The 20,370-nt window shown below is 69.8% G+C and carries 20 protein-coding genes; 10 read left to right on the top strand and 10 right to left on the bottom strand.

What is annotated here, in order from left to right; genetic code table 11:
- Positions 1-33 precede the first annotated feature (33 nt).
- Both E0W60_RS05055 and E0W60_RS05050 read left to right on the top strand, forming a co-directional pair.
- The gene (locus E0W60_RS05055) at positions 34-411 is read left to right on the top strand and encodes a hypothetical protein (RefSeq protein ID WP_135703224.1); all 378 of its coding nucleotides are present in this window, start codon (positions 34-36) and stop codon (positions 409-411) included.
- 175 nt (positions 412-586) lie between these two features.
- On the top strand, positions 587-1,729 hold the full coding sequence (locus tag E0W60_RS05050; RefSeq protein ID WP_133095958.1) for a 3-deoxy-7-phosphoheptulonate synthase: 1,143 nt from the start codon (positions 587-589) through the stop codon (positions 1,727-1,729).
- A 59-nt stretch (positions 1,730-1,788) separates the two neighbouring features.
- Here the strand turns inward: E0W60_RS05050 and E0W60_RS05045 are convergent, their stop codons facing one another.
- A complete protein-coding gene (locus E0W60_RS05045; RefSeq protein WP_135703223.1) occupies positions 1,789-2,448 on the bottom strand; it encodes a DsbA family oxidoreductase in 660 nt (219 codons plus the stop codon).
- A 120-nt stretch (positions 2,449-2,568) separates the two neighbouring features.
- A complete protein-coding gene (locus tag E0W60_RS05040) occupies positions 2,569-2,973 on the bottom strand; it encodes a hypothetical protein (protein WP_133095956.1) in 405 nt (134 codons plus the stop codon).
- A 157-nt stretch (positions 2,974-3,130) separates the two neighbouring features.
- On the opposite strand from E0W60_RS05040, the gene E0W60_RS05035 reads away from it, so the two are divergent.
- Positions 3,131-3,520 (top strand): c-type cytochrome, encoded by a 390-nt coding sequence (locus E0W60_RS05035; RefSeq protein WP_133095955.1) that lies wholly within the window; start codon positions 3,131-3,133, stop codon positions 3,518-3,520.
- A gap of 9 nt (positions 3,521-3,529) precedes the next feature.
- On the opposite strand, the gene soxR is transcribed toward E0W60_RS05035, so the two are convergent.
- Positions 3,530-4,045, bottom strand: coding sequence for a redox-sensitive transcriptional activator SoxR (gene soxR / locus E0W60_RS05030; RefSeq protein WP_240745842.1), 516 nt, complete (start codon positions 4,043-4,045; stop codon positions 3,530-3,532).
- Positions 4,046-4,171: 126 nt separating this feature from the next.
- Here soxR and E0W60_RS05025 point away from each other — a divergent pair, with 126 nt between their 5' ends.
- A complete protein-coding gene (locus E0W60_RS05025) occupies positions 4,172-4,606 on the top strand; it encodes a RidA family protein (RefSeq protein WP_205751623.1) in 435 nt (144 codons plus the stop codon).
- A gap of 26 nt (positions 4,607-4,632) precedes the next feature.
- Here E0W60_RS05025 and E0W60_RS05020 read toward each other — a convergent pair whose 3' ends face one another.
- Together E0W60_RS05020 and E0W60_RS05015 are read right to left on the bottom strand one after the other, a co-directional pair.
- Positions 4,633-5,028 (bottom strand): nuclear transport factor 2 family protein, encoded by a 396-nt coding sequence (locus tag E0W60_RS05020; RefSeq protein ID WP_135703222.1) that lies wholly within the window; start codon positions 5,026-5,028, stop codon positions 4,633-4,635.
- A 98-nt stretch (positions 5,029-5,126) separates the two neighbouring features.
- Positions 5,127-6,029: a LysR family transcriptional regulator gene (locus E0W60_RS05015; RefSeq protein WP_135703221.1), complete on the bottom strand. Its 903-nt coding sequence runs from the start codon at positions 6,027-6,029 to the stop codon at positions 5,127-5,129.
- Positions 6,030-6,126: 97 nt separating this feature from the next.
- On the opposite strand from E0W60_RS05015, the gene E0W60_RS05010 reads away from it, so the two are divergent.
- On the top strand, positions 6,127-6,903 hold the full coding sequence (locus E0W60_RS05010; RefSeq protein WP_135703220.1) for an NAD(P)H-dependent oxidoreductase: 777 nt from the start codon (positions 6,127-6,129) through the stop codon (positions 6,901-6,903).
- Between the two features lie 46 nt (positions 6,904-6,949).
- Here E0W60_RS05010 and E0W60_RS05005 read toward each other — a convergent pair whose 3' ends face one another.
- Positions 6,950-7,936: a Bug family tripartite tricarboxylate transporter substrate binding protein gene (locus tag E0W60_RS05005; RefSeq protein WP_133095950.1), complete on the bottom strand. Its 987-nt coding sequence runs from the start codon at positions 7,934-7,936 to the stop codon at positions 6,950-6,952.
- Between the two features lie 100 nt (positions 7,937-8,036).
- Positions 8,037-9,536, bottom strand: a complete 1,500-nt coding sequence (locus E0W60_RS05000; protein WP_135703219.1) for an amidase — start codon at positions 9,534-9,536, stop codon at positions 8,037-8,039.
- A 142-nt stretch (positions 9,537-9,678) separates the two neighbouring features.
- On the opposite strand from E0W60_RS05000, the gene E0W60_RS04995 reads away from it, so the two are divergent.
- Positions 9,679-10,602 (top strand): LysR substrate-binding domain-containing protein, encoded by a 924-nt coding sequence (locus tag E0W60_RS04995; protein WP_133095948.1) that lies wholly within the window; start codon positions 9,679-9,681, stop codon positions 10,600-10,602.
- A gap of 21 nt (positions 10,603-10,623) precedes the next feature.
- Here E0W60_RS04995 and xth read toward each other — a convergent pair whose 3' ends face one another.
- Positions 10,624-11,433 carry an exodeoxyribonuclease III gene (xth, locus tag E0W60_RS04990; RefSeq protein ID WP_135703218.1) on the bottom strand — a complete coding sequence of 270 codons (810 nt, stop codon included), beginning with the start codon at positions 11,431-11,433 and terminating at the stop codon, positions 10,624-10,626.
- Between the two features lie 110 nt (positions 11,434-11,543).
- On the bottom strand, positions 11,544-12,668 hold the full coding sequence (locus tag E0W60_RS04985) for a BON domain-containing protein (RefSeq protein WP_135703217.1): 1,125 nt from the start codon (positions 12,666-12,668) through the stop codon (positions 11,544-11,546).
- A 399-nt stretch (positions 12,669-13,067) separates the two neighbouring features.
- Between E0W60_RS04985 and E0W60_RS04980 the strand changes: the two genes are divergently transcribed.
- Positions 13,068-13,769: a response regulator transcription factor gene (locus E0W60_RS04980; RefSeq protein ID WP_135703216.1), complete on the top strand. Its 702-nt coding sequence runs from the start codon at positions 13,068-13,070 to the stop codon at positions 13,767-13,769.
- Between the two features lie 11 nt (positions 13,770-13,780).
- On the top strand, positions 13,781-15,688 hold the full coding sequence (locus E0W60_RS04975; RefSeq protein ID WP_240745841.1) for a sensor histidine kinase: 1,908 nt from the start codon (positions 13,781-13,783) through the stop codon (positions 15,686-15,688).
- A 93-nt stretch (positions 15,689-15,781) separates the two neighbouring features.
- Here E0W60_RS04975 and E0W60_RS04970 read toward each other — a convergent pair whose 3' ends face one another.
- The gene (locus E0W60_RS04970) at positions 15,782-17,017 is read right to left on the bottom strand and encodes an MFS transporter (protein WP_135703215.1); all 1,236 of its coding nucleotides are present in this window, start codon (positions 17,015-17,017) and stop codon (positions 15,782-15,784) included.
- A gap of 143 nt (positions 17,018-17,160) precedes the next feature.
- Here E0W60_RS04970 and E0W60_RS04965 point away from each other — a divergent pair, with 143 nt between their 5' ends.
- Both E0W60_RS04965 and E0W60_RS04960 read left to right on the top strand, forming a co-directional pair.
- Positions 17,161-18,201, top strand: coding sequence for a LysR family transcriptional regulator (locus E0W60_RS04965; protein ID WP_135703214.1), 1,041 nt, complete (start codon positions 17,161-17,163; stop codon positions 18,199-18,201).
- A gap of 215 nt (positions 18,202-18,416) precedes the next feature.
- Entirely contained in the window at positions 18,417-20,369 is a 1,953-nt protein-coding gene (locus E0W60_RS04960; RefSeq protein ID WP_135703213.1) for a methyl-accepting chemotaxis protein, read from the top strand.
- The last annotated feature ends 1 nt before the right edge of the window (position 20,370 follow it).

Below are 20,370 nucleotides of genomic sequence, written 5' to 3'. Positions count from 1 at the left end.
CGCCCCCAAGTTGCTGCATCAATGGAGTATGCGATGAAGAAGCAGATCACAACCATCCTGATTGCCACCAGCCTTGGCGTGTCCGGCCTGGCGCTGGCCCACGGCGCCGGGCCCGCGCAGTACGGCGGCATCGTGCATGCGGCCAGCGACCTGCAATTCGAACTGGTCAACAAGGATGGCGCAGTCACCATCTATGTTGACGACCACGACAAGAAATTGCCCGTGGCCGGTGCCAGCGGCAAGCTGACGGTGCTGACGGGTGCCAGGAAGACGGAAACCACGCTTGCGCCGGGCGCTGGAAACGCGCTCGTGGCCGCCGACAAGCTGTCGCTGCAGGCTGGCGCCAAGCTGGTTGCGACGATCCGGTTTGCCGACGGCAAGACCGTGACGGCGAGATTCGTGGCGAAGTGATTTGTGGCCAAGTGATTCGTCGACAGTAACAGGTGCCGGCCGGACCAGGGTGGCGAAGGCGGATCATATGTGCCCGTCAACACAGTTCGGAAGCAGGCGGGCCTTCGGCCTGCCTTGACGCCCTCGCCATTGGTGTAGCACCATCGTTCGCTAGCAAAACCTGCTCGACCTCGCCATGAACGACCCGCTCAAACCTTCGCCCACCATCGCCAGTGAATGGCAGTCACCGCCGGACCGTACCAGCGTGACTGACGACGCGCATGTCGAAGACATCATCCCGCTGCCGCCGCCCGAACACCTGATCCGCTTTTTCCCGATCCGGAACACGGCGGTCGAGTCGCTGATCACGCAGACGCGGCAGCGTATCGCGCGTATCCAGCATGGCGAGGACGACCGGTTGCTGGTGATCATGGGACCCTGCTCGATCCACGACCCGCAGGCGGCACTCGAATATGCGCGGCTGTTGCTGGAGCAGCGGCAACGTCATGCCGGCACGCTCGAGATCGTGATGCGCGTGTATTTCGAGAAGCCCCGGACCACGGTCGGCTGGAAAGGGCTGATCAATGATCCTTATCTGGACGAGAGCTACCGCATCGACGAGGGCCTGCGCATTGCGCGCAGCCTGCTGGTCGACATCAACCGCCTCGGCCTGCCGGCGGCCGGCGAGTTGCTCGACGTGATCTCGCCACAGTACATCGGCGACCTGATCTGCTGGGGCGCGATCGGCGCCCGCACCACGGAAAGCCAGGTGCATCGCGAGCTGGCTTCAGGCATTTCAGCGCCGATCGGCTTCAAGAACGGCACCGACGGAAATATCAGGATTGCGATCGACGCGATCCAGGCCGCATCGCGACCGCACCACTTCCTGGGAGTGCACAAGAACGGCCAGGTCGCGACGGTGCACACCAAGGGAAATCCGGATTGCCACGTCATTCTCCGCGGCGGCAAGGTGCCCAACTACGATGCGGATTCCGTGGCGGCGGCGTGCCGGGAGTTGCAGGCGGCAGGGCTGGGCGACGCGCTGATGGTGGATTTCAGCCACGCCAACAGCAGCAAGCAGCATCAGCGTCAGCTGGACGTGGCGCGGGACGTGGCGCAGCAGATCCGCAGCGGCAGCCGCTCCATCTTCGGGGTCATGGTCGAGAGCAATCTGGTGGCCGGCGCGCAGAAGTTCACCCCGGGGCAGCACAGCCCGTCCGCCCTGACCTACGGGCAGAGCATTACCGATGCCTGCATCGGCTGGGAGGATTCGCTGGCAATGCTGGACTTGCTCGGCGAAGCGGTCAATGAACGGCGCGGGCACAAGCGCAATTCCTGACCGGCAAGCTACCGGCCTGAGGACCACCCCAGGCCGGTCCAGTCAGCACACGCGTTGCTTCAGGTTGCCGTACCCGCCTGCGCCTCGGCCGCGATCTCCCGGATCGCCTGCTCGAAGGCCTCGACCGGCTGCCCGCCCGTTACCAGGTAGCGGTTGTTGAAGATCACCGACGGCACCGACTGGATGCCCATCTGCTGGTACTGGCGCTCTTCGGCGCGCACCTCGTCGCCGTACTGGCCGCTTTCCAGCACGTGGCGCGCGGCGTCCGCATCCAGGCCGACCGACGCCGCCGCCTCGAGCAGCACGGCATGGTTGCCCGGATCCTTGCCATCGGTATGGTAGGCGCGCAGCAGCGCCAGCTTCAGCGGGACTTGCTTGCCCTCGAGGCCGGCCCAGTGCAGCAGCCGGTGCGCGTCGAACGTGTTGTAGACGAAGGCGCGCTCGCCGAAGGTGAAGCCCACGCCGGCGCCGCGCTCGCGGATCATGGCCTGGGTTTCGGCGATCTGCGCGGGCGTGCGGCCATACTTTTTGCCGAGGTAGTCGACAATGGCCTGGCCTTCGGGGCCCATGTCGGGGTTCAGCTCGAAGGGATGCAGCACGATCTCGGCGTCGACTTTGTCGCCCAGCCGCTGCAGCGCGAGCTGGAGCGAAGACAGGCCGATGGCGCACCAGGGGCAGGCGATGTCGGAGACGAAGTCGATTCTGAGGGGTTGGGTCATGGCGATTTCCTGGCAGGCTCAAACGGGAAGTTGGCCGACAGGGTAGCCTGACTTGCGGATCTTTGCTGGAAGGGCCTTTCCACGGCGGCCGGGCTGGAGGGCCCGGCCGGCAGCGGCGTGTCAGTCCCAGTGGCGGCCCGGGCCGCGGTAATCGCGGTGCCCGTCATGGCGGTGGGCCCATTCGCGCTCGCGCCATTCGCGGCGAGCCTCGCGGTATTCCGCGCGGTGATAGCCGGGGTGATAGCCGGGGTGATAGTCGGCCCGATAGTCCGGGCGATAGCGCACCGGCACCGGGGCCACTACCACCGGGCGTGCCGGGGCGTAGGCGACTGGGGCGGGGGCATACGCTACCGGCGCGGGCGCCGGCACGTAGACCGCCGGGGCCGGGCGGTACACCGGCGCCGGCTCCGCGACCACGACGGCGGGCGCGCCGATATTGATGCCGACGCTGACGCCGGCATGGGCTGCGGCACTCGCCGCCAGCAATGCACCGCCTGCTACTGCCATTGCCAGGATTCGTTTCATGGGTGCCTCCCAAGGGGCGTTGGACATGGGCTCACTGTAGGGGCAGGGTCCGTAATATTGGGCGCTCGAAGTGTTGCAACTGTGACGCGGTGTAACCTGCCCATCCACCCGCGCGCCTGTATCATGCAGCCTCGCAGTTCATTGCCCCGTGTTGCCCATGCGCCGTACCGTCCTGCCCGCCGCCGCTTTCCTCGCCTTTTCCATCCTTGCCGCAATGCCCGCCGTGGCGCGCGCCGAGCCTGACCTGCAGGCCGGCAAGGCACTGTTTGCCACGCGCTGCGCGTCGTGCCACTACGTCGGCCGCAATGCGCGCGGCGCGTTCGGGCCGCAGTTGAACGGCATCTTCGGGCGCCAGGCGGGCACGACAACGGATTTCCAGTATTCGGAAGCGATGCGCACATCCAGGGTGGTGTGGTCGCGCGACACGTTGAGCGCCTTCCTGCGTTCCCCGGCCAAGGTCGTGCCGGGCACCAAAATGCGCTTCTGGGGCATGGGCAACGACAAGCAGATCGAAGACCTGCTCGGCTACCTGCAGACCTTCCGGTAAGGCCTCCGCCTAATCCTCTTCGCCGGGGAAATGCGGCCCCGGCCCTGCTCCGGCCAGCGTATCCTGCGGATTGCGCAGCGGGCACGCCTTCAGCGACAAACAGCCGCACCCGATGCAGCCATCGAGCTGGTCGCGCAGCATCGTCAGCGTGCGGATGCGTTCCTCCAGGTCATCGCGCCAGCTGGCCGACAGCCGCCGCCAGTCCGCCACTGTCGGCGCGCGCCCGTCGGGCAGCTTCTGCATCGCCGCCGCGATCACCGCCAGCGGCAGCCCCATGCGCTGCGCCACGCGGATCACCGCCAGCCGCCGCAGCACGGCGCGCGCATAGCGGCGCTGGTTGCCGCCGCTGCGCGTGCTGGCGATCAACCCGCGTGATTCATAGAAATGCAGCGCCGATACCGCGATGCCGGTGCGTTCGGCCACCTGCCCGACCGACAGCAGTTCCTCGGCAGGTCCTGGCCGGCGCCGGCGCGGCGCATCGGCCGTGGCAGGCACGGCGGGAACAGGTCGGGAAGTCTTGGGCATGGCTGGGTGGAGGGAGGGCGGCGGCGGGAATGCCCATGCTACCACCGTGGCCGCGCTTGACCTTAACCTAACTTGAGGTTTGATACTTGCGGCTCCATTGTTTGCCCTTCTCTCAACACAGAGTTGATGACCATGCTGACGCCTGCCCGCCCCAATGCTTCGCTGAACCTGATCAATCCCCCCGCGCTGTACGACCCGCGTCCCAACGGCTATTCGCACGTGGCGGTGGTGGAAGGGCCCGCCCGCATCGTCTACGTGGCCGGGCAGGGCGGCGAGGATGCCGCCGGCTGCCTGGCGGCGGATTTTCCGCGGCAGGTGGCGCGGGCCATGCAGAACCTGCGCATCGCGCTGCAGGCCGCGGGCGCCGACGTGGGCGATGTCGCCAAGCTGACGGTGCTGGTGGTCGACCACTCGCACGACCGCCTGCGCACCTTCGGCGCCGCGCTGCGCGAGATGTGGGGCGACCGGCCCGCGCCGGCCTGCACGCTGATCCCGGTGCCGCGGCTGGCGCTCGACAACATGCTGTTCGAGATCGAAGCCACCGCGGTGCTGCCCGGCTGAGCCGCGCGGGCAGCCGCCGCAGTACGTTACTGCGGCACGCGTGGCGCGGCGCTGAAGGTCTTGTTGACGATCTTCCACGCGCCGTCGATCTGCAGCAGCGTCATGTAGTCGGTAAAGACCACGTCCGGATGCTCCAGCACGACCTTGGCCACGCCGGCATTGCCGACCACGTCGAACTGGCTGATGGCGCGCCGGCGCTGCGCTTCATCGGCCGGCGGATGGCCGGGGCAGCGCGCGGCGATAAAGTCTTCCACCGTCAGCGAATGCAGCTTGCCGTCGCGGAACGAGACGATGCGGGCGTCGGCATGGAAGGCGCGGCGCATCACCTCGGGGTTGCCGGTGGCGTGGCCCTGCAGGTAGTCCTCGATCGGGGCCAGGGCGGCGGTGTGGCGGGAAGTCAGGCCGGTTGTACTGTAGGTCATGGTCTCCTCCAAAACTGGGGCGGCGCGGGAAGCACCCGGCCGCTACATTGAAAGCACTGATTGTATTCCAGTTTTGTATGCAAAACAGAAGCGCCGGTCTAGGCCTGTGAGAGCGACGCGACGATCTGCTCCCGTAGCCAGCGATGTGCCGGGTCACGGTGCACGCGCTCATGCCACAGCATCGACATCTCGTAGCCCGGCACCTCGACGGGCGGCTCGACCACGCGCAGTGCCGGCGCATCGCGCACCAGGCGCTGCGGCACCATCGCCACCAGGTCGGTGCTCGCCAGCACCGCGGCGACAAAGAGGAAATGTGGCACCGACAGCACCACGCGGCGCTGCATGCCGGCCAGCGCCAGCGCCTCGTCGGTAACGCCGGAGAAGCCGCCGCCGTCGGGCGACACCATCACATGCTCGAGCGCGCAGAACTGGGCCAGCGTCGGCCGCCGCTTCAGCCGGGGATGGCCGCCGCGGCCCGCCAGCACATAGCGCTCGGTGAACAGGGCGCGCCGGTGCAGCGCGGGCGGCGAGCCTTCGGTCGTGTGGAAGGCCAGGTCCAGCTCGCCCTGCTCGCACTGGCGGGCGATGCGCGACGGCACCATCTCCAGCACCGCCAGCCGCGCGCCCGGGGCGGCGGTGCGCAGCGCCCGGATGGCCGGCAGCACGATGGTCGATTCGCCGTAGTCGGTGGCCGCCACGCGCCAGGTATGCGTGGCGGCGGCGGGATCGAAGGGACTGTCGGGCGACACCGCGTGCTCCAGCGCGGCCAGCGCTTCGCGCAGCGGCTCGCGCAGCGATTCCGCCCTGGCCGTGGGCCGCATGCCGCGCGGCCCGGGCAGCAGCAACGGATCGCCGAAGTAGTCGCGCAGCCTGGCCAGGTGGACGCTGACCGATGGCTGCGAGAAATGCAGGCGTTGCGCGGCGCGGGTCACGTTGTGCTCGGACAGCAGCACGTCCAGCGTGACCAGCAGGTTGAGGTCGAGCCGCCTGAGATTAGTCATGACAATACCTGTGATACTGGATATTCATTTCCAATATACCTCGCGGCGGCCTAAGCTGGCTTCTCCCGATCATTGCTTACCCAAGGAAGCCGCTGTCATGAACGTTCTTATCGTCTACGCCCACCCCGAACCCACCTCGCTCAACGGCGCCATCCGCGATTACGCGGTGCAGCGGCTGAGCGATGCCGGCCACCAGGTCCAGGTATCCGACCTGTACGCGATGCAATGGAAAGCGCAGCTCGATGCCGCAGACAGCAAGGCGCGCCGCGGCGATGCGCCGTTCCATCCCTCGCTGGATTCCAGGCACGCATTCGAGAACGGCCTGCAGAGCGACGATATCGCGCGCGAGCAGGACAAGCTGCGCTGGGCCGATACGGTGATCCTGCAGTTCCCGCTGTGGTGGTTCTCGATGCCGGCGATCCTGAAAGGCTGGATCGAGCGCGTCTACGCCTATGGTTTTGCCTACGGCGTGGGCGAGCACTCGGACGAACGCTGGGGCAACCGCTACGGCGAAGGCATGCTCGCCGGCAAGCGCGCGATGCTGGTGGTCACCACCGGCGGCTGGGAATCGCACTACAGCGCGCGCGGCATCAACGGGCCGATCGACGATGTCCTGTTCCCGATCCAGCACGGCATCCTGTACTACCCCGGCTTCGACGTGTTGCCGCCGTACGTGGTGTACCGGACCAGCCGGGTCGACGACGCGCGCTTTGCCGCGATCCGCGCAGAGCTGGGCGAGCGCCTCGATACGCTGGCGACCACGGCGCCGATTCCGTTCCGGCCGCAGAACGCCGGCGACTACCGGATCCCGGCGCTGACGCTGCGCGAAGACGTGGCGCCGGGCCTGGCAGGGTTTGCTGCGCACGTCGCATGAGCCGCGCGCGCGGGGGCACCGTGCGGCAGGCAGGCGCCTGCCACCGTCATTCAGCGCGGATATCCGCGCGCGCGGCCACTGCGCGCATCTCCGGCAGCTCCTTCTCGACCCGCGCCCGCACCGCGGCGCCGTTGCCGTAGGCCGGCGTCAGCGCCAGCTCGACCATGCGCGCGCGCGTGGCCGGGGCATTGGCGACTTCGGCCAGCGCCTTTTCCAGCTTCTGCTGCACCGGCGCGGGCAGTCCCGCCGGCGCCAGCAGTGCGAACCAGGTGCCCATCTGGAAGCCGGGATAGCCGCTTTCCGCCACCGTCGGCACCTGCGGCAGCGCCGGCAGCCGCTGCGGCGACAGCACCGCCACCGGCCGGATCTTGCCGCCCTTGATCAGCGGCAGGCTGGCAACCACGGTATCGACCGCCACCTGCACCTGCCCGCCGGCGAGCGCGGTCAGGCTCGGCGCGCTGCCATTGAAGGGAACGTGGACCATGCGGATGCCGGTGGCGGACTTGAGCATCTCGCCGCCGAAATGCACCGACGAACCCGTGCCGAACGAGCCATAGGAGAACTTGTCGGGATGGGCCCTGGCCTGCGTCACCAGGTCCTTCACCGAGCCGACCTGCGCATCGGGATTGGCAACCAGCACCAGGCTCATGTCGGCGACCAGGCCCAGCGGCGTGAAGCTCTTGATCGGGTCATAGCCCAGGTGCTGCCGGATCGCCGGGTTCAGCGTCAGCGTGGTGCTGGCCGCCAGCAGCAGGGTGTAGCCGTCAGGGGCTGCCTTGGAGACCTGGGTGGCGCCGACCACCGTGCTGGCGCCGGGCTTGTTCTCGACCACTACCGGCTGGCCCAGCTTTTCGCCGAGGCCGACAGCGAGCAGCCGGCCCAGCAGGTCGGTGGCGCCGCCGGCGGCGAACGGCACCACCAGCCGCAACGGGCGCTCGGGCCAGGCTGGCGCCTGCGCCATGGCAGGCGCCGTGGCCATCGCCGCGCTGAATGCGGCACAGGCGAGGAACAGCTTCGGGGGCAATGCGGTCATCGGATTCACTCCTGCCGGCAGTTGTAGGAAAGCGAAGGGTGGGCGCCGGCCCGGGTCAGGCCGGGCCGCGTGTGTTGTGATGGTGTGGTGTGTTGTCGAACTAGGCCGCGCGGTCCAGCCACGGGCTGCGCACGCGCGAGAAGCCGCCGGCCTGGTCGTAGGCATGGCCCAGCTGCAGCACCGCCGCGTCGGCCTGCGCCGGCCCGATGATCTGGATGCCGGCTGGCAGCCCCTGCGGGCCGAAGCCGGCGGGCGCGGCCAGCGCCGGCAGCCCGGCCATGGTGGCCGGCACCACGACCTGCATCCAGCGGTGGTAGGTGTCCATGTCACGGCCGCCGACGCTGCGCGGCCAGTCCCATCCGGCGTCGAACGGGAACACCTGCGCGGCCGGCAGCACCAGGTAGTCGAAGCGCTCGAACAGCGCGCGCAGTGCCTGGTACCACGCGCTGCGCTCGCACAGGGCTTCGTAGACGCGCGTGCCGGGCAGCGCCAGGCCGCGCTCGATTTCCCAGGCGGCCTCGGGCTTGAGCAACGCGCGCGTGGCCGGGTCGCGGTACAGCGTGCCATTGGCGCCGGCCACCGAGAAGCTGCGCAGGTCGATCCACGCCTGCCACAGGCGCTCCAGCTCGAAATCCGGCAGTGCGGCGTCGACGTCGCAGCCGAGCGCGCGGAAGTGGTCCAGTGCCTGCTCGCAGGTTTCGAGCACACCGGGCTCGGTCGGCAAGTGGCCGCCCAGGTCGCCAAGCCAGCCCACGCGCACACCTTTCCAGTCGCGCGCGGGGGGCAGCGTGAAGGCGCCGGGCGCTTCGGCGCGCCGCGTCAGCGGCATGCGCGCATCGAAGCCGGCCTGCACCGACAGCAGCAGCGCCAGGTCGGGCACGTTGCGCGCCATCGGCCCGGCCACGCTGAACTGCTGGAAGAAGACCTCGTCGGCGGGCCCATGCGGCACGCAGCCGACCGACGTGCGCAGGCCGTACACCTGGTTGAAGGCCGCGGGCGTGCGCAGCGAGCCCATCATGTCCGATCCGTCCGCCACCGGCAGCATGTGCAGCGCCACGGCCGCCGCCGCGCCGCCGGAGCTGCCGCCGGCCGAGCGCGCCGGGTCGAAGGCATTGCGGGTGGTGCCGTAGACCGGGTTGTAGGTATGGCCGCCCAGGCCGAACTCGGGCGAGTTGGTGCGGCCGATAAAGACCGAGCCCGCGGCGCGCATGCGCTCGAAGATCGCGGCATCGCTCCGGGTGACCTGCCCGGCAAAAATCGGCGACCCCTTGGTGGTGACCATGCCCGCCGCCGGGCTGATGTCCTTGGGCGCTTGCGGAAAGCCGTGCAGCGGGCCGCGGCTGTCGCCGCGCGCCAGCTCGGCATCGAGCGCTTGCGCCTGGCTGCGCAGCACGTCGCGGTCGACTGGCGCGACGATGGCGTTGACGCGGGGGTTGTGGCGATCGACCTGGCCGAGGAAGGCCTCCAGCACCTCCACGCAAGAGACCTCCCGGGCATGGACGGCGCGCGACAGGGCGACGGCATCGAGTTCGGTGATCGGGTCGGTGGGAAGCGCGGTGGGAAGCGTGATGGAAAGCGCGCTGGAAAGCCTGTTCGCCATGGGTTCTCCCGGTGTCTCCTGTGGTGTCGGGAAAAAGCATACGGGCCCGGCAGGGCTTTACGCAATCGATGATTTTTTCAAATATCCTTGCATAAAACGCAAAGCGGCTCGCTGCACCGCCGCATTCCACGGAGCCGCCCCCATGCTGTCGCACCGCCTGCAGGACACCTCGCTGCGCTACTTCCTGGAGGTGGTGCGCAGCGGTTCGCTGACCGAGGCGGCGCAGCGCCTGAGCGTGACCGTTTCGGCGGTCAGCCGGCAGGTCGCGGCACTGGAGGCGCTGCTGGGCGTGCCGCTGTTCGACCGGCGCCCCCGGGGCATGGTCGCGAGCGCCGCCGGTGAACTGCTCGCCGCCTATGCGCTGCGCGGCGCCCTGGAAGCGGACCGCGTCGTGGCGGAGATCGCCGCGCTGCAGGGGCTGCGCCGTGGCCGCGTGCGCATTGCCAGCTCCGCCGGGTTTGCCATCGAGTTCCTGCCGCGCATCATCGCCGAGTTCCGCGAGCGCTATCCGGGGCTGCATTTCCATGTGCGCGTGGCGGCGCCGGCGGAGGTGACCGGCATCGTGCTGCATGGCGACGCGGACATCGGCATCACCTACAGCCGTGCGGCCGAGCAGGGCATACGCATCGAGCATCGCCAGCCCGCGCCGGTCATCGCCATCATGCGGCCCGACCACCCGCTGGCGCGCTTTCGCAGCATCACGCTGGCGCAGATGCAGCCGTACCCGCTGGCGCTGCCGGAAGGCGACAACACTGTTCGGCAGCTGTTCGACATTGCCTGCGGCGAGCGCGGCATCGTGTTCGATCCGGTGCTGGTGACCAACCACTTCGAGACGCTGACCAGCTTCGTGCTGCATGGCGGCGGGCTGTCGATCTCGGGCGCGGTGACCGTAGGCGACCGCCTGCGGCGCGGCGAACTGCATGCCGCTGCCATCCGCGAGCGCGGCATGCGCAGCCGTGCGGTCGAACTGCAGACGCTGGCCGGCCGCACGCTGCCCGAGGGAGTGCGCGCTTTCCTGGACTTCGCCCGGGAGCGCCTGGCGGCGGAGATGGGCGCGGCGGCCTGAATCCTGCGCTGGCGGCGCTGGCTATGGCGCGCGCTTGCGCCGGGCGGCGGGCCGGTTCAGCACCACCCACGCCGGTGCATGGTCGCTGGGATGATCCTCGCCGCGGACCCAGGTGTCGACGCCCGCATCGCGCAGCCGCGGGGCGAGGTCGGCGCTCAGCAGCAGGTGGTCGATGCGCAGCCCGGAGTTGGTCTGCCAGTGCTGGCGGAAGTAGTCCCAGAAGGTGTAGACGCGTTCCTCGCCATAGTGCGTGCGCAACGCATCGGTCCAGCCTTGCGCCAGCAGGCGCGCGTAGGCCTCGCGGCTTTCAGGCTGCAGCAGCGCGTCCTTGCGCCACGAGCGCGGGTTGTAGATGTCTTCGTCGGTGGGCACCACGTTGTAGTCGCCCGCCAGCACCACCGGCTGGCCGCTGTCGAACAGCGTCTGCGCGTGTTCGATCAGCCGCGCGAACCAGGCCAGCTTGTAGTCGAACTTGGGCCCGGGCTGCGGATTGCCGTTGGGCAGGTAGAGGCAGCCGACCAGGATGCCGTGCACCGCTGCCTCCAGGTAGCGGCTGTGGCTGTCGTCGGGATCGCCGGGCAGGCCACGGCGGACTTCCACCGGATCGGCGCCGCGCGCCAGGATGGCAACGCCGTTCCACGACTTCTGGCCGTGCCAGACGGCGCCGTAGCCGGCCTCGCGCAGTTCGCGCGCGGGAAAGCTTTCGTCGGCGGTCTTCAGTTCCTGCAGGCAGGCCACGTCGGGCGCCTCGCGCTCCAGCCAGTGGCGCAGCGCGCCGACCCGGCTGCGGATGCCGTTGATGTTGAACGTGGCGATCTTGAGGGCGGGCATGGGCACCTTGCGCGTTGGTAATGAGGCAGGAACGAGGCCGGCCGGCACAAGTGCCGGCCGGGGCATCTGCCGCGCGCACCGGCGCTGCACCGGTGCGCTGCTGCGGCAAATCAGGCGCGCCAGGTGCTCCCGGTCGCCTCGGACGTACTCGTGCTGCCGGCGCTGGTGCCGTGGCCCTCGCGGCGCACCCGGATGTCGTTGTTGACTTCCTTCACGCCGTAGGTGCCGTCGGCCAGATCCTCGATGTAGTACTTCTGGCCGCGCTCGCGCACCGTGCCGGTCAGCGACACCACGCCTTCGTTGACGTCGACGCTGACATCGCTGACATCGACGCCGCGCGCATAGCTGAGCCGCTCGCAGATCTGGTCGCGGATGCGGTCGTCGCTGCGCTGGTAGCCGCGCGGGCCAGCCTTGCGCTCGTGCTCGCGCTGGTCGGTGCCGAACAGGTCGCCGACCGCCTCGCCGATGCGGCGGCCAAGGTTGTAGAGCACGCCGCGGTCTTCCCGGTCGTCGCCGCGATAGCCTTCGCGATCATCGGTTTCCCACCCCCGCTGGCGCGCCGCCGCGCGGCTGTAGCGCTGGCCGTAGCGCTGCTGGTCTTCGCGCTCGTCGCGGTCCTCGGTCCAGTAGCGGGTGTCGCTGCGCAGGTCGCGGAAGTAGCGGTCGCGGTTGCGCTCGCGAGCGATCTCATACGGGTCGCGGGCGCGCTCGGCGCTTTCGCGCCACTGGCGGTCGGCGTATTCGTCATCGCGTTGCCACGCCTGCGGATCGCGCCATTCGCCTGCGCGTTCCCAGCCATAGCCGCCGTTCAGGCCGTAGCTCAGGCTGCTGCCGGCTCGGCGGCGATAGCGCTCTTCGTCCCGGTCGCGCTGGCTGCGCTCGTCGCGCTCATACCGCCGGCTTTCATCGCCCTGGTAGCCCTGGGAACCCTGGGAACCCTGGAAGTCCTGGCGCTGTGGATAGTCGTAGTCACCGCGCCACGCACCGGCGGAGCGCTGCTGGCCGCGGCTGCCGTACTCGCCTTGCGTCGGCCGCTCCGGATACCGGCCGGCTCCGTACTCGTCACTGTAGCCGCCGCCCTGGCGTGCCGGCCCGCCGTAGCTGGTCTGGCCCGGCGTCAGCTGCTGGCGACGGCGCTGCGCCTGCCAGCGGTCGCGGTCGCTTTCGGATTCCGGTTGCCAGTCGTCGTCGTCCCACGCCTGGCGGCGTTGGCGTTCGTCGTAGTAGTAGCTCATGCTGATTTCCTGATATGTGAATGGCGCCATACGCGGACGAGCACAACAATGTCCGCATTCCGGTGGCGGGTTATCAGGAGCGGCAAGATTCATACCGTGCGGCAGCCGCGCGCCTGCGGCCCGGGTGACGCCGCAGGCCGTGCAAGCCTTGCAGACCTTGTAAGGGATGCAGGGTGGGGAACCGGGAGAAATGCCGCGTGCTCCACAACGGGGCGGCGCCGCGAACCAGCGGACGAAAAGCGACACCCGCATGGATAGGCTGGTGCGGGCGGCCGCGGCGACGCTTGTGTTTACCCTGAAAACCAGCCCGAGCCACGCCCGCGACACCGGGGGATATGTCAGAATCCGCCGGCAACCCGTCGCGCCGACGCAACGGCAGGGCCCCGCAACCACACTGGCATGACAAGCACAACAAGAGTCCTGATCGTCGAGGATGACCCGGCGGCGCAGAGCCGCCTGGTGCAGGCCGTCGAGATGCATGCTCCCGCCAGTACCGTGGCCGGCTGCGCCGGCAGTGTCGCCAATGCCCTTGCCTGGCTGGCGCTGCACCAGCCCGACGTCCTGCTGTGCGACCTGGGCCTGCCGGACGGCAGCGGCATCGCCGTGATACGCCAGGTGCGCGAACGCTATCCCGAGTGCGAATGCATGGTGGTCACGGTGTTCGGCGACGACCAGCACGTGCTGGCCAGCATCGAAGCCGGCGCCATTGGCTACCTGCTCAAGGACGAGACCACCGACCGCATCGCCGCCTCGATCGGCGAACTGCGCGCCGGTGGCTCGCCGATGAGCCCGCTGATTGCGCGCCAGGTGGTCAACCGCCTGCGCGGCGAGCCCGCCGGGGCCGCTGGGTTGGCCGGGGCCGCCGAATGCGCCGGACGCGGCAACGCCGCCCAGCGCGGCGTCACGCTGTCCGCGCGCGAAAGCGAGATCCTCGACCTGATCTCGCGCGGCTATACCTATGCCGAGACCGCGCGCTATGTCGGCCTGAGCGTGCATACCGTGCAATCGCACATCAAGAACATCTACGGCAAGCTGGCGGTGCGCTCGCGCGGCGAAGCCGTGTATGAGGCCGCCAAGCTCGGCCTGCTCAAGTCCCTGTAGCTTCCTGCGCCATGCCGCCGACCTGGCTGCGACTCACCCGGACCTTGCTTGCCGTGCTTGCGGTACTGCTGCCGCTGTCGTGGCTGGCGTCGCCGGCGCGTGGTGCCGCGCCGGCCGCCAGCGACGGGCTGGCGGAGCTGGAGCTGGCCGTGCGCAGCGCCACGCTTAGCGACGGCAGCTTGCTGCCGGCGCAGCCGCTGACGCTGCCGGACTATTGGGACCGCGCGCTGCCGGGCAAGTCCGGCATGGCGGTCTACGACCTGCGCTTTGACCGCGGCTGGCCGGCGGCGGCAGCGGCAGGGCTGTTCGTGCCGTGGGCAGGCGGCAGCTACGAGGTGCGCCTGAACGGCATCCTGGTGGCGGCGGGCGGCAGCCTGGGCGCGCCGTCATCCGCGCTGGCCAAGCGACCCTACTATGTGCCGTTGCCGCCGGAGCTGGTGCGCGAGCACGGCAACGCGCTGCGCATCACGGTGGCGGCGCGCGCGTTTTCACGAGCCGGCCTGCTGCCGGTCACGGTGGGGCCGGCCAAGGCGGTGCGCGCGCGCTACCAGGACGCATTCATGGTGCGCGTGGCCGGGCCCTTCATCGTCGCCGTGCTTAGCGCCGTGCTCGGCACCATCGCGCTGCTGATCTGGTGGCGCCAGCGCGACCCGCTGTTCGGCCTGTACGGCCTGGCCGAGATCGCCTGGAGCGTGCGGCTGCTCGACTATTTTGTCGACGACCTCGCGCTGCCGCCGGAACTGCGCAGCTATATCGTCGCGGCCGCGCGCGAGGTCTTCCTCGGCGCCATCGGCAAGTTCTGCCTGCTGGTGATCCGCGTGCCCTGGCGCTGGCTGCACCGCACGCTCGACGCCTACCTGTGGCTGGCATTGCCCATACTGGCGCCGCTGGCCGCGCTGTCGAGCCATCCGCTGGTGTTCCCGCTGAGCTGGCTGGCCAAGGTCGGCATCATCCTGACGGTGGCGGCCGCGCTGGTATGGGCCGCGCTGCGGCATCCAAGCCGCGAGGCCAGGCTGCTGGCCGCCACCGTGGGCGTGTCGGCGGTGCTGTTCCTGGGCGACTGGCTGCGCGTGTGGCTGACCGGCGACTACTACTGGGTGCACTCGATGACCCGCTATGTCTCGGTGCCGTTCAGCGTGGTCATGGCGTGGATGCTGGTGGAGCGCTACACCAGCGCCGTACGCAGCCTGCAGCGCGCCAACCAGGTGCTGAGCGAGCGCGTGGCGCAGCGCGAGGCCGAGTTGCGCGCGGTGTTCGCACGCGCGCAGAAGGCCGCCGCCGAGCAGACCGCGCTGCGCGAGCGCAGCCGCATCCTGCGCGACATGCACGACGGCCTCGGCAGCCAGCTGGTCACCACGCTGTCGATGCTGGAGTCAGGCCAGCCCAGCCGCGCGGAGATCGCCGGGCAGGTGCGGCATGCGCTGGACTCGCTCAAGCTCTCCATCGATGCCATGCAGGACACCGGCGGCGACCTCGCCGCGGTGCTGGGCAACCTGCGCTACCGGCTGGGGCCGCGCATCGAAGAGGCCGGCATCGCCATCCGCTGGCAGGTCGAGCGGCTGCCGGTGCTGCCCCACTTCACCGCGCGCAAGGTGCAGGAGCTGCAGTACCTGCTGCTCGAGGGCATCACCAACGTGCTGCAGCACGCCGGCGCCAGCGCGATCACGCTGGCGGCGCATGCCGACCCGGTGGCGCAGGTGATCCGCGTCACGCTGGGCGATGACGGGCGCGGCTTCGATGTCGACGCCCCGCGTGGCGGGCGCGGGCTGCGCAATATGGGGGTGCGTGCTGCGGCGATCAGCGGGCGGCTGCAATTGAAATCGGTACCGGGCCAGACGACGCTGACGATCGAACTGCCGCTGGCGCCGACGGGGGATGAGGACGGCGAGGAAGGTGAGGGACTGGCACCCGCCGCATGATCGTGCCGCGGCGGCATGCCAGGGCGCAGGCCGGGCCGGGACGTAGCCGCCCGCCATCACCGCCCGCAGGAAGCCTTGCGCATTGCTTCCTGGTTACGACGCCTGCCCGGCTCGCAACGGCAGCGTCCGTACCGCCAACGCTGCCAGCGATGTGGCCGTGGCGAGCGCGGCCACACCCGTCCAGCCGGCATGCGCCAGCGCCAGGCTGCCGAGCGCGGCGCCCGCGGCCATGCCGGCGAACATGCAGACAAACAGCACCGCGTTCAGCCGGCTGCGCGCGCCCGGGTCGATGCCATAGACAATGGTCTGGTGTGCGACCAGCGTTACCTGCACGCCCAGGTCGAAGCCGACGGCGGCGGCCACCAGCAGCCCGAGCTGCGCCTGCGGCGACAGCCATGGCGCCAGCAGCATGGCGGCAAAGGACAGCGCGGCGAGCGCGGCGCCGAGCCGGGTCACGGCCTGCGGGCCGCGGCGGTCGGCGATGCGGCCCGCGATCGGGGCGCCGAGCGCGCCTGCCGCACCGGCCAGCCCGAATGCGCCAGCAGCTTCGCTGCCAAGGTGGAACGGGGCGCCATGCAGCATCACCGCCAGCGTTGACCAGAACGCGCTGAAGCCGACCGACAGCAGCGCCTGCGCCAGCGCCGCGCGGCGCAGGTCGCCATGCCGGCGCCACAGCGTCAGCAGCGAGCCCAGCAGCGCGCGGTAGGGCATCACCGCGGTCGGGGCGAAACGCGGCAGGCTGCGCTGCGCCACCAGCGCCATCGCGGCGATGCTGCCGGCGGCGGCGATGAACATCGCGCGCCAGCCGAATTGCGCGGCGACAAGGCCGCTGACCACCCGCGACAGCAGGATGCCGAGCAGCAGCCCGGTCATGACCGTGCCCACCACCTTGCCGCGCTGCGCATCGGGCGCCAGCGTTGCCGCGGCGGGCACGATGTCCTGCGCCAGCGTGGCGGACAGGCCGATGGCCAGGCTCGCCGCCAGCACCAAGCCGATGCCGGGCGCCAGTCCCGCCAGCAGCAGGGCGGCCACCAGCGCCGCCGACTTGGCCAGGATGATGCGGCGGCGGTCGAAGCGGTCGCCGAGCGGTGCCAGCAGCAGGATGCCCAGCGCATAGCCAAGCTGCGTCAGCGTCGGGATGGCGCCGACAGCCGTGGCGGAGGTGTGCAGGTCAGGCGCCATGATGCCGAGCATGGGCTGGCTGTAGTACAGCGACGCGACGGCGAGACCGGCGGCAGTGGCGAGCATCAATACGAGGCGTGCCGGGAGCGCCGGTGCCGGCGATGGCGCCGCGATGGCAGCGGCGGGCGAGGTGGATAGGCAAGGCATGGTCGTTGTTCCTGAATCTGGTGATTTCGTTGAAAAAAGGCAGATCCGCAATCGGTGCAGTGGATGCGATGGATGCAGATGTTGTCCGGCCCCCGCGTTTTCTGGTAGAGGTGTGCGGTGAACAACGGCTATACGAGGCGCGTATGACCAGATCCCGGACCACTGCACGGGCCACCGCACGGGCCGGCACCCCGGAACCCGCTCCGGCCAGCGCCGGTGCCGACCGCATCGACCTGCTCCAGACCTTCGTGCGCATCGTCGAGGCCGGCAGTTTGTCGCAAGCCGCCGCGCAATTGCGGACCACGCAGCCCACCGTCAGCCGCCGCCTGCAGGCGCTGGAGCGGCAGCTGGGCGTGCGCCTGCTGCAGCGCTCCACGCATGGGATGAAGCTGACCGAAGACGGCGAGCGCTGCTACGAGCGCGCCAAGGCGCTGGTCGGCGACTGGGCGACGCTGGAGGCCGACCTGCGCGGCGCCGGCTACGCGCCCGAGGGCACGCTGCGCGTGGTGGTGCCGCATGCCTTCGGCCAGGACCTGATGGTGCCGCCGCTGGCCGCCTACATGCGCCAGTACGACCAGGTCGCGGTGGAGTGGCTGCTGCATGACCGCACGCCCGACTTCATCGCCGAGGCCATCGATTGCGCCATCCATGTCGGCGAGGTGCGCGAGCCCGGGCTGGTCGCAGTCAGGCTGGCCGAAGTGCCGCGCGTGGCAGTCGCCGCGCCGGCGCTGCTCGAAGGCCGGCGGCTGCCGCTCCAGCCCGAGGAACTGGAGGCGCTGCCCTGGCTGGCGCTGCACACCTTCTACCGCCAGGCGATGACGCTGTCGCACGCGGCCAGCGGCGACTCCCGCGAACTCCGGTTCCGGCCGCGGCTGAGCACCGACAGCCTGTACGCGTTGCGCAGTGCCGCGCTGCAGGGCCTGGGCGTCGGCGTGGGCTCGGCGTGGATCTTCGCCGACGACATCGCGCGCGGCGACCTGCTGCACCTGCTGCCGGAGTGGCAGGCCGAGCCGCTGCCGGTCTACCTGGTTTATCCGTACGCCAGCTTCTACCCCGCCAGGCTCAGGTTGTTCATCGATGCCATGCGCGAGGCGGTGCCGGCCATGGCGGGCGTGCAGCCGCCGCGCGCCCGGCGCAGGCAGGCACAGACCGGGGCGGGCAAAGCGAGGGCCGGAAAGCGATAGACGACGGCACACCGCAATCGCGCAGAGGACTCTGTCGGTATCGCCGACCTTGGCGTGCAAGCACCGTTTTTCTGCCCCTGGTGCGTGCATTTTGCCCCGATGCCGGGCATTTTCTGCACCCCGTTTGCGCATCGTCAAAACGATCGGAATTCGTGCTTCAGGCCTGGAAAACGCGGCCGATAGCCCGGGGGAAAGCCAACCCCTTGCCGAGCCCGATGACCGCCTTTTTCCGCCCCGCCGAGCGCCTGATGGCGCGCCTCAACATCAACCAGAAACTGACCCTGATCGCGGTGCTGTTCCTCGTGCCGCTGTGCGGAGCGATGTACGTCGTGCTGCATGGCTCGGCGCAGTCGATCCGCACCACCGACAGCGAACGGCGCGGCCTGGTCATCGTCGGCCACGCGCTTGATTTCATGCGCGAGACGCAGGTCCGGCGCGGTGCCGCGAATACCGTGCTGGCCGGCAACGCCGGCTTCCGGCCGACCTTCGACGCGGCCGACGGCAAGGCCGCGGCCAACCTGGCCGGACTGCTGCGCGCCACCGCCGACAACTCCGGCTTTGCGCTCGAGCCCTCGGCGCGCAAGCTGGAGCAGGACTGGCAGTACATCCGCGGCCTCGGCCTGAACACCTCGCCCGGACCGCTGTTCGAGCGGCACAGCGCGCTGGTCAGGCAGACGCTGCTGTTCATCGCCGACGTGGCCGACCGTTCGGAGCTCGCGCTCGACGGCGAGGCCGGCGCCTACTACCTGATCAGCCTGATGGTTGGCCCAATGCCGCGCCTGGCGGAGCACAGCGCGCTGGCGCGCGGGCGCGGCGCCGGCATCATCGCGCGGGGCGGCTATGCCGATGCCGCGCAGCAGGCCGACCTGGGCGCGCTTGCCGAGCAGATCCAGGAGGGACTTGAAGCCATCCGGCGCGATGCCGCGCGCGTGCGCAGGAATGCGCCGGCACACCAGCCGCAGCTCGACGCGGCCATGCAGCAGCTGGCGGCGATGGACAACTTCCACCGCACGCTCAAGTCGCGCATGCTTGGTGCGAGCGGCATCGGCATCGATGCCAAGACCTATTTCGACGAGGCGACCGCGGCGATCAACGGCGTACTGGCCGCCAACAGGGAGTTCTCGGCCATCGCCGGCGCCATGCTGGCGCAGCGCATCGCCGCGCAGCAGCGCCAGTTCGTGCTGCTGGCGGCGCTGGGCGTGGTCGCGCTGGCCCTGGCCTTCTATCTGTTCGGCGGCTTCAGCCGCGGCATGCGCAGCGATGTGCGCACCGTGGGGGACATGGTCGACCGCATCAACGCCGGCGACCTGAGCCTGAGCATGGCGGTGCACGGGCGCGACGAACTCAGCGAGGTCAAGCGCCACCTGCTGTCGCTGGTGGACAGCTGGCGCGGGCTGATCGGCGATACCAAGGCCGGCGCGCACAATGTGCTGGCTGCCGCCGGCGAGATCGCGCAGGGCAATATCGACCTGTCGGCGCGTACCGAGCAACAGGCCTCTTCGCTGGAGCAGACCGCGGCCAGCATGGAGCAGCTTACCGCCACCGTGCAGCAGAACGCCGGCAGCGCCGGGCAGGCCAGCGAGCTGGCGCGCGAGGCGTCGGACATCGCGCTGGCCGGCGGCGCCGCGGTGGGGCGCATGCGGCAGACCATGCAGGACATCGAGGCCGATTCGCGCCGCATCGTCGACATCATCGCGGTGATCGATGCCATCGCCTTCCAGACCAATATCCTGGCGCTGAACGCCGCGGTGGAGGCGGCGCGCGCGGGCGAGGCCGGGCGCGGCTTCGCCGTGGTGGCGACCGAGGTGCGCGGGCTGGCGCAACGTGCCGGCAACTCGGCCAAGGAAATTGGCGCGCTGATCTCGCAGTCGGCGCAGCGCGTGGCATCCGGCACGTCGCTGGCGGTGGATGCCGCCGCCAGCATGGACAGCACGGTGGCGGCGATCCGCCGCGTGACGGCGATGATGGACGAGATCAGCCATGCCTCGCGCGAGCAGAGCACCGGCATCGCGCAGGTCAACCAGGCGGTGGCGCAGATGGATCAGGTCACGCAGCAGAACGCCGCGCTGGTGGAGGAGGCCGCCGCCGCGGCGCAGTCGCTGCAGGCGCAGGCGCAGCAGATGCAGCGCGCGATGGCGGTGTTCCGCACCGAGGCGCAGGCGGCCTGAT

Origin of the sequence: Cupriavidus oxalaticus (assembly GCF_004768545.1) — a bacterium.
Classification (GTDB): Bacteria; Pseudomonadota; Gammaproteobacteria; order Burkholderiales; family Burkholderiaceae; genus Cupriavidus; species Cupriavidus oxalaticus_A.
The sequence above is the reverse complement of the archived record's forward strand: the minus strand, read 5'-3'. Positions and strand labels throughout refer to the sequence as shown.

Coding starts and splice junctions, on each gene's coding strand:
- soxR (WP_240745842.1), bottom strand. CDS start 4,045: ATGCCCAAGACTTCCCGACCTGTTCCCGCCGTGCCTGCCACGGCCGAT.
- E0W60_RS04960 (WP_135703213.1), top strand. CDS start 18,417: ATGACCGCCTTTTTCCGCCCCGCCGAGCGCCTGATGGCGCGCCTCAAC.
- E0W60_RS04970 (WP_135703215.1), bottom strand. CDS start 17,017: ATGCCTTGCCTATCCACCTCGCCCGCCGCTGCCATCGCGGCGCCATCG.
- E0W60_RS04985 (WP_135703217.1), bottom strand. CDS start 12,668: ATGAGCTACTACTACGACGAACGCCAACGCCGCCAGGCGTGGGACGAC.
- E0W60_RS04995 (WP_133095948.1), top strand. CDS start 9,679: ATGCTGTCGCACCGCCTGCAGGACACCTCGCTGCGCTACTTCCTGGAG.
- E0W60_RS05055 (WP_135703224.1), top strand. CDS start 34: ATGAAGAAGCAGATCACAACCATCCTGATTGCCACCAGCCTTGGCGTG.
- E0W60_RS05005 (WP_133095950.1), bottom strand. CDS start 7,936: ATGACCGCATTGCCCCCGAAGCTGTTCCTCGCCTGTGCCGCATTCAGC.
- E0W60_RS05040 (WP_133095956.1), bottom strand. CDS start 2,973: ATGAAACGAATCCTGGCAATGGCAGTAGCAGGCGGTGCATTGCTGGCG.
- E0W60_RS05045 (WP_135703223.1), bottom strand. CDS start 2,448: ATGACCCAACCCCTCAGAATCGACTTCGTCTCCGACATCGCCTGCCCC.
- E0W60_RS05035 (WP_133095955.1), top strand. CDS start 3,131: ATGCGCCGTACCGTCCTGCCCGCCGCCGCTTTCCTCGCCTTTTCCATC.
- E0W60_RS05050 (WP_133095958.1), top strand. CDS start 587: ATGAACGACCCGCTCAAACCTTCGCCCACCATCGCCAGTGAATGGCAG.
- E0W60_RS05010 (WP_135703220.1), top strand. CDS start 6,127: ATGAACGTTCTTATCGTCTACGCCCACCCCGAACCCACCTCGCTCAAC.
- xth (WP_135703218.1), bottom strand. CDS start 11,433: ATGCCCGCCCTCAAGATCGCCACGTTCAACATCAACGGCATCCGCAGC.
- E0W60_RS05020 (WP_135703222.1), bottom strand. CDS start 5,028: ATGACCTACAGTACAACCGGCCTGACTTCCCGCCACACCGCCGCCCTG.
- E0W60_RS05025 (WP_205751623.1), top strand. CDS start 4,172: ATGACCATGCTGACGCCTGCCCGCCCCAATGCTTCGCTGAACCTGATC.
- E0W60_RS04980 (WP_135703216.1), top strand. CDS start 13,068: ATGACAAGCACAACAAGAGTCCTGATCGTCGAGGATGACCCGGCGGCG.
- E0W60_RS04975 (WP_240745841.1), top strand. CDS start 13,781: ATGCCGCCGACCTGGCTGCGACTCACCCGGACCTTGCTTGCCGTGCTT.
- E0W60_RS04965 (WP_135703214.1), top strand. CDS start 17,161: ATGACCAGATCCCGGACCACTGCACGGGCCACCGCACGGGCCGGCACC.
- E0W60_RS05000 (WP_135703219.1), bottom strand. CDS start 9,536: ATGGCGAACAGGCTTTCCAGCGCGCTTTCCATCACGCTTCCCACCGCG.
- E0W60_RS05015 (WP_135703221.1), bottom strand. CDS start 6,029: ATGACTAATCTCAGGCGGCTCGACCTCAACCTGCTGGTCACGCTGGAC.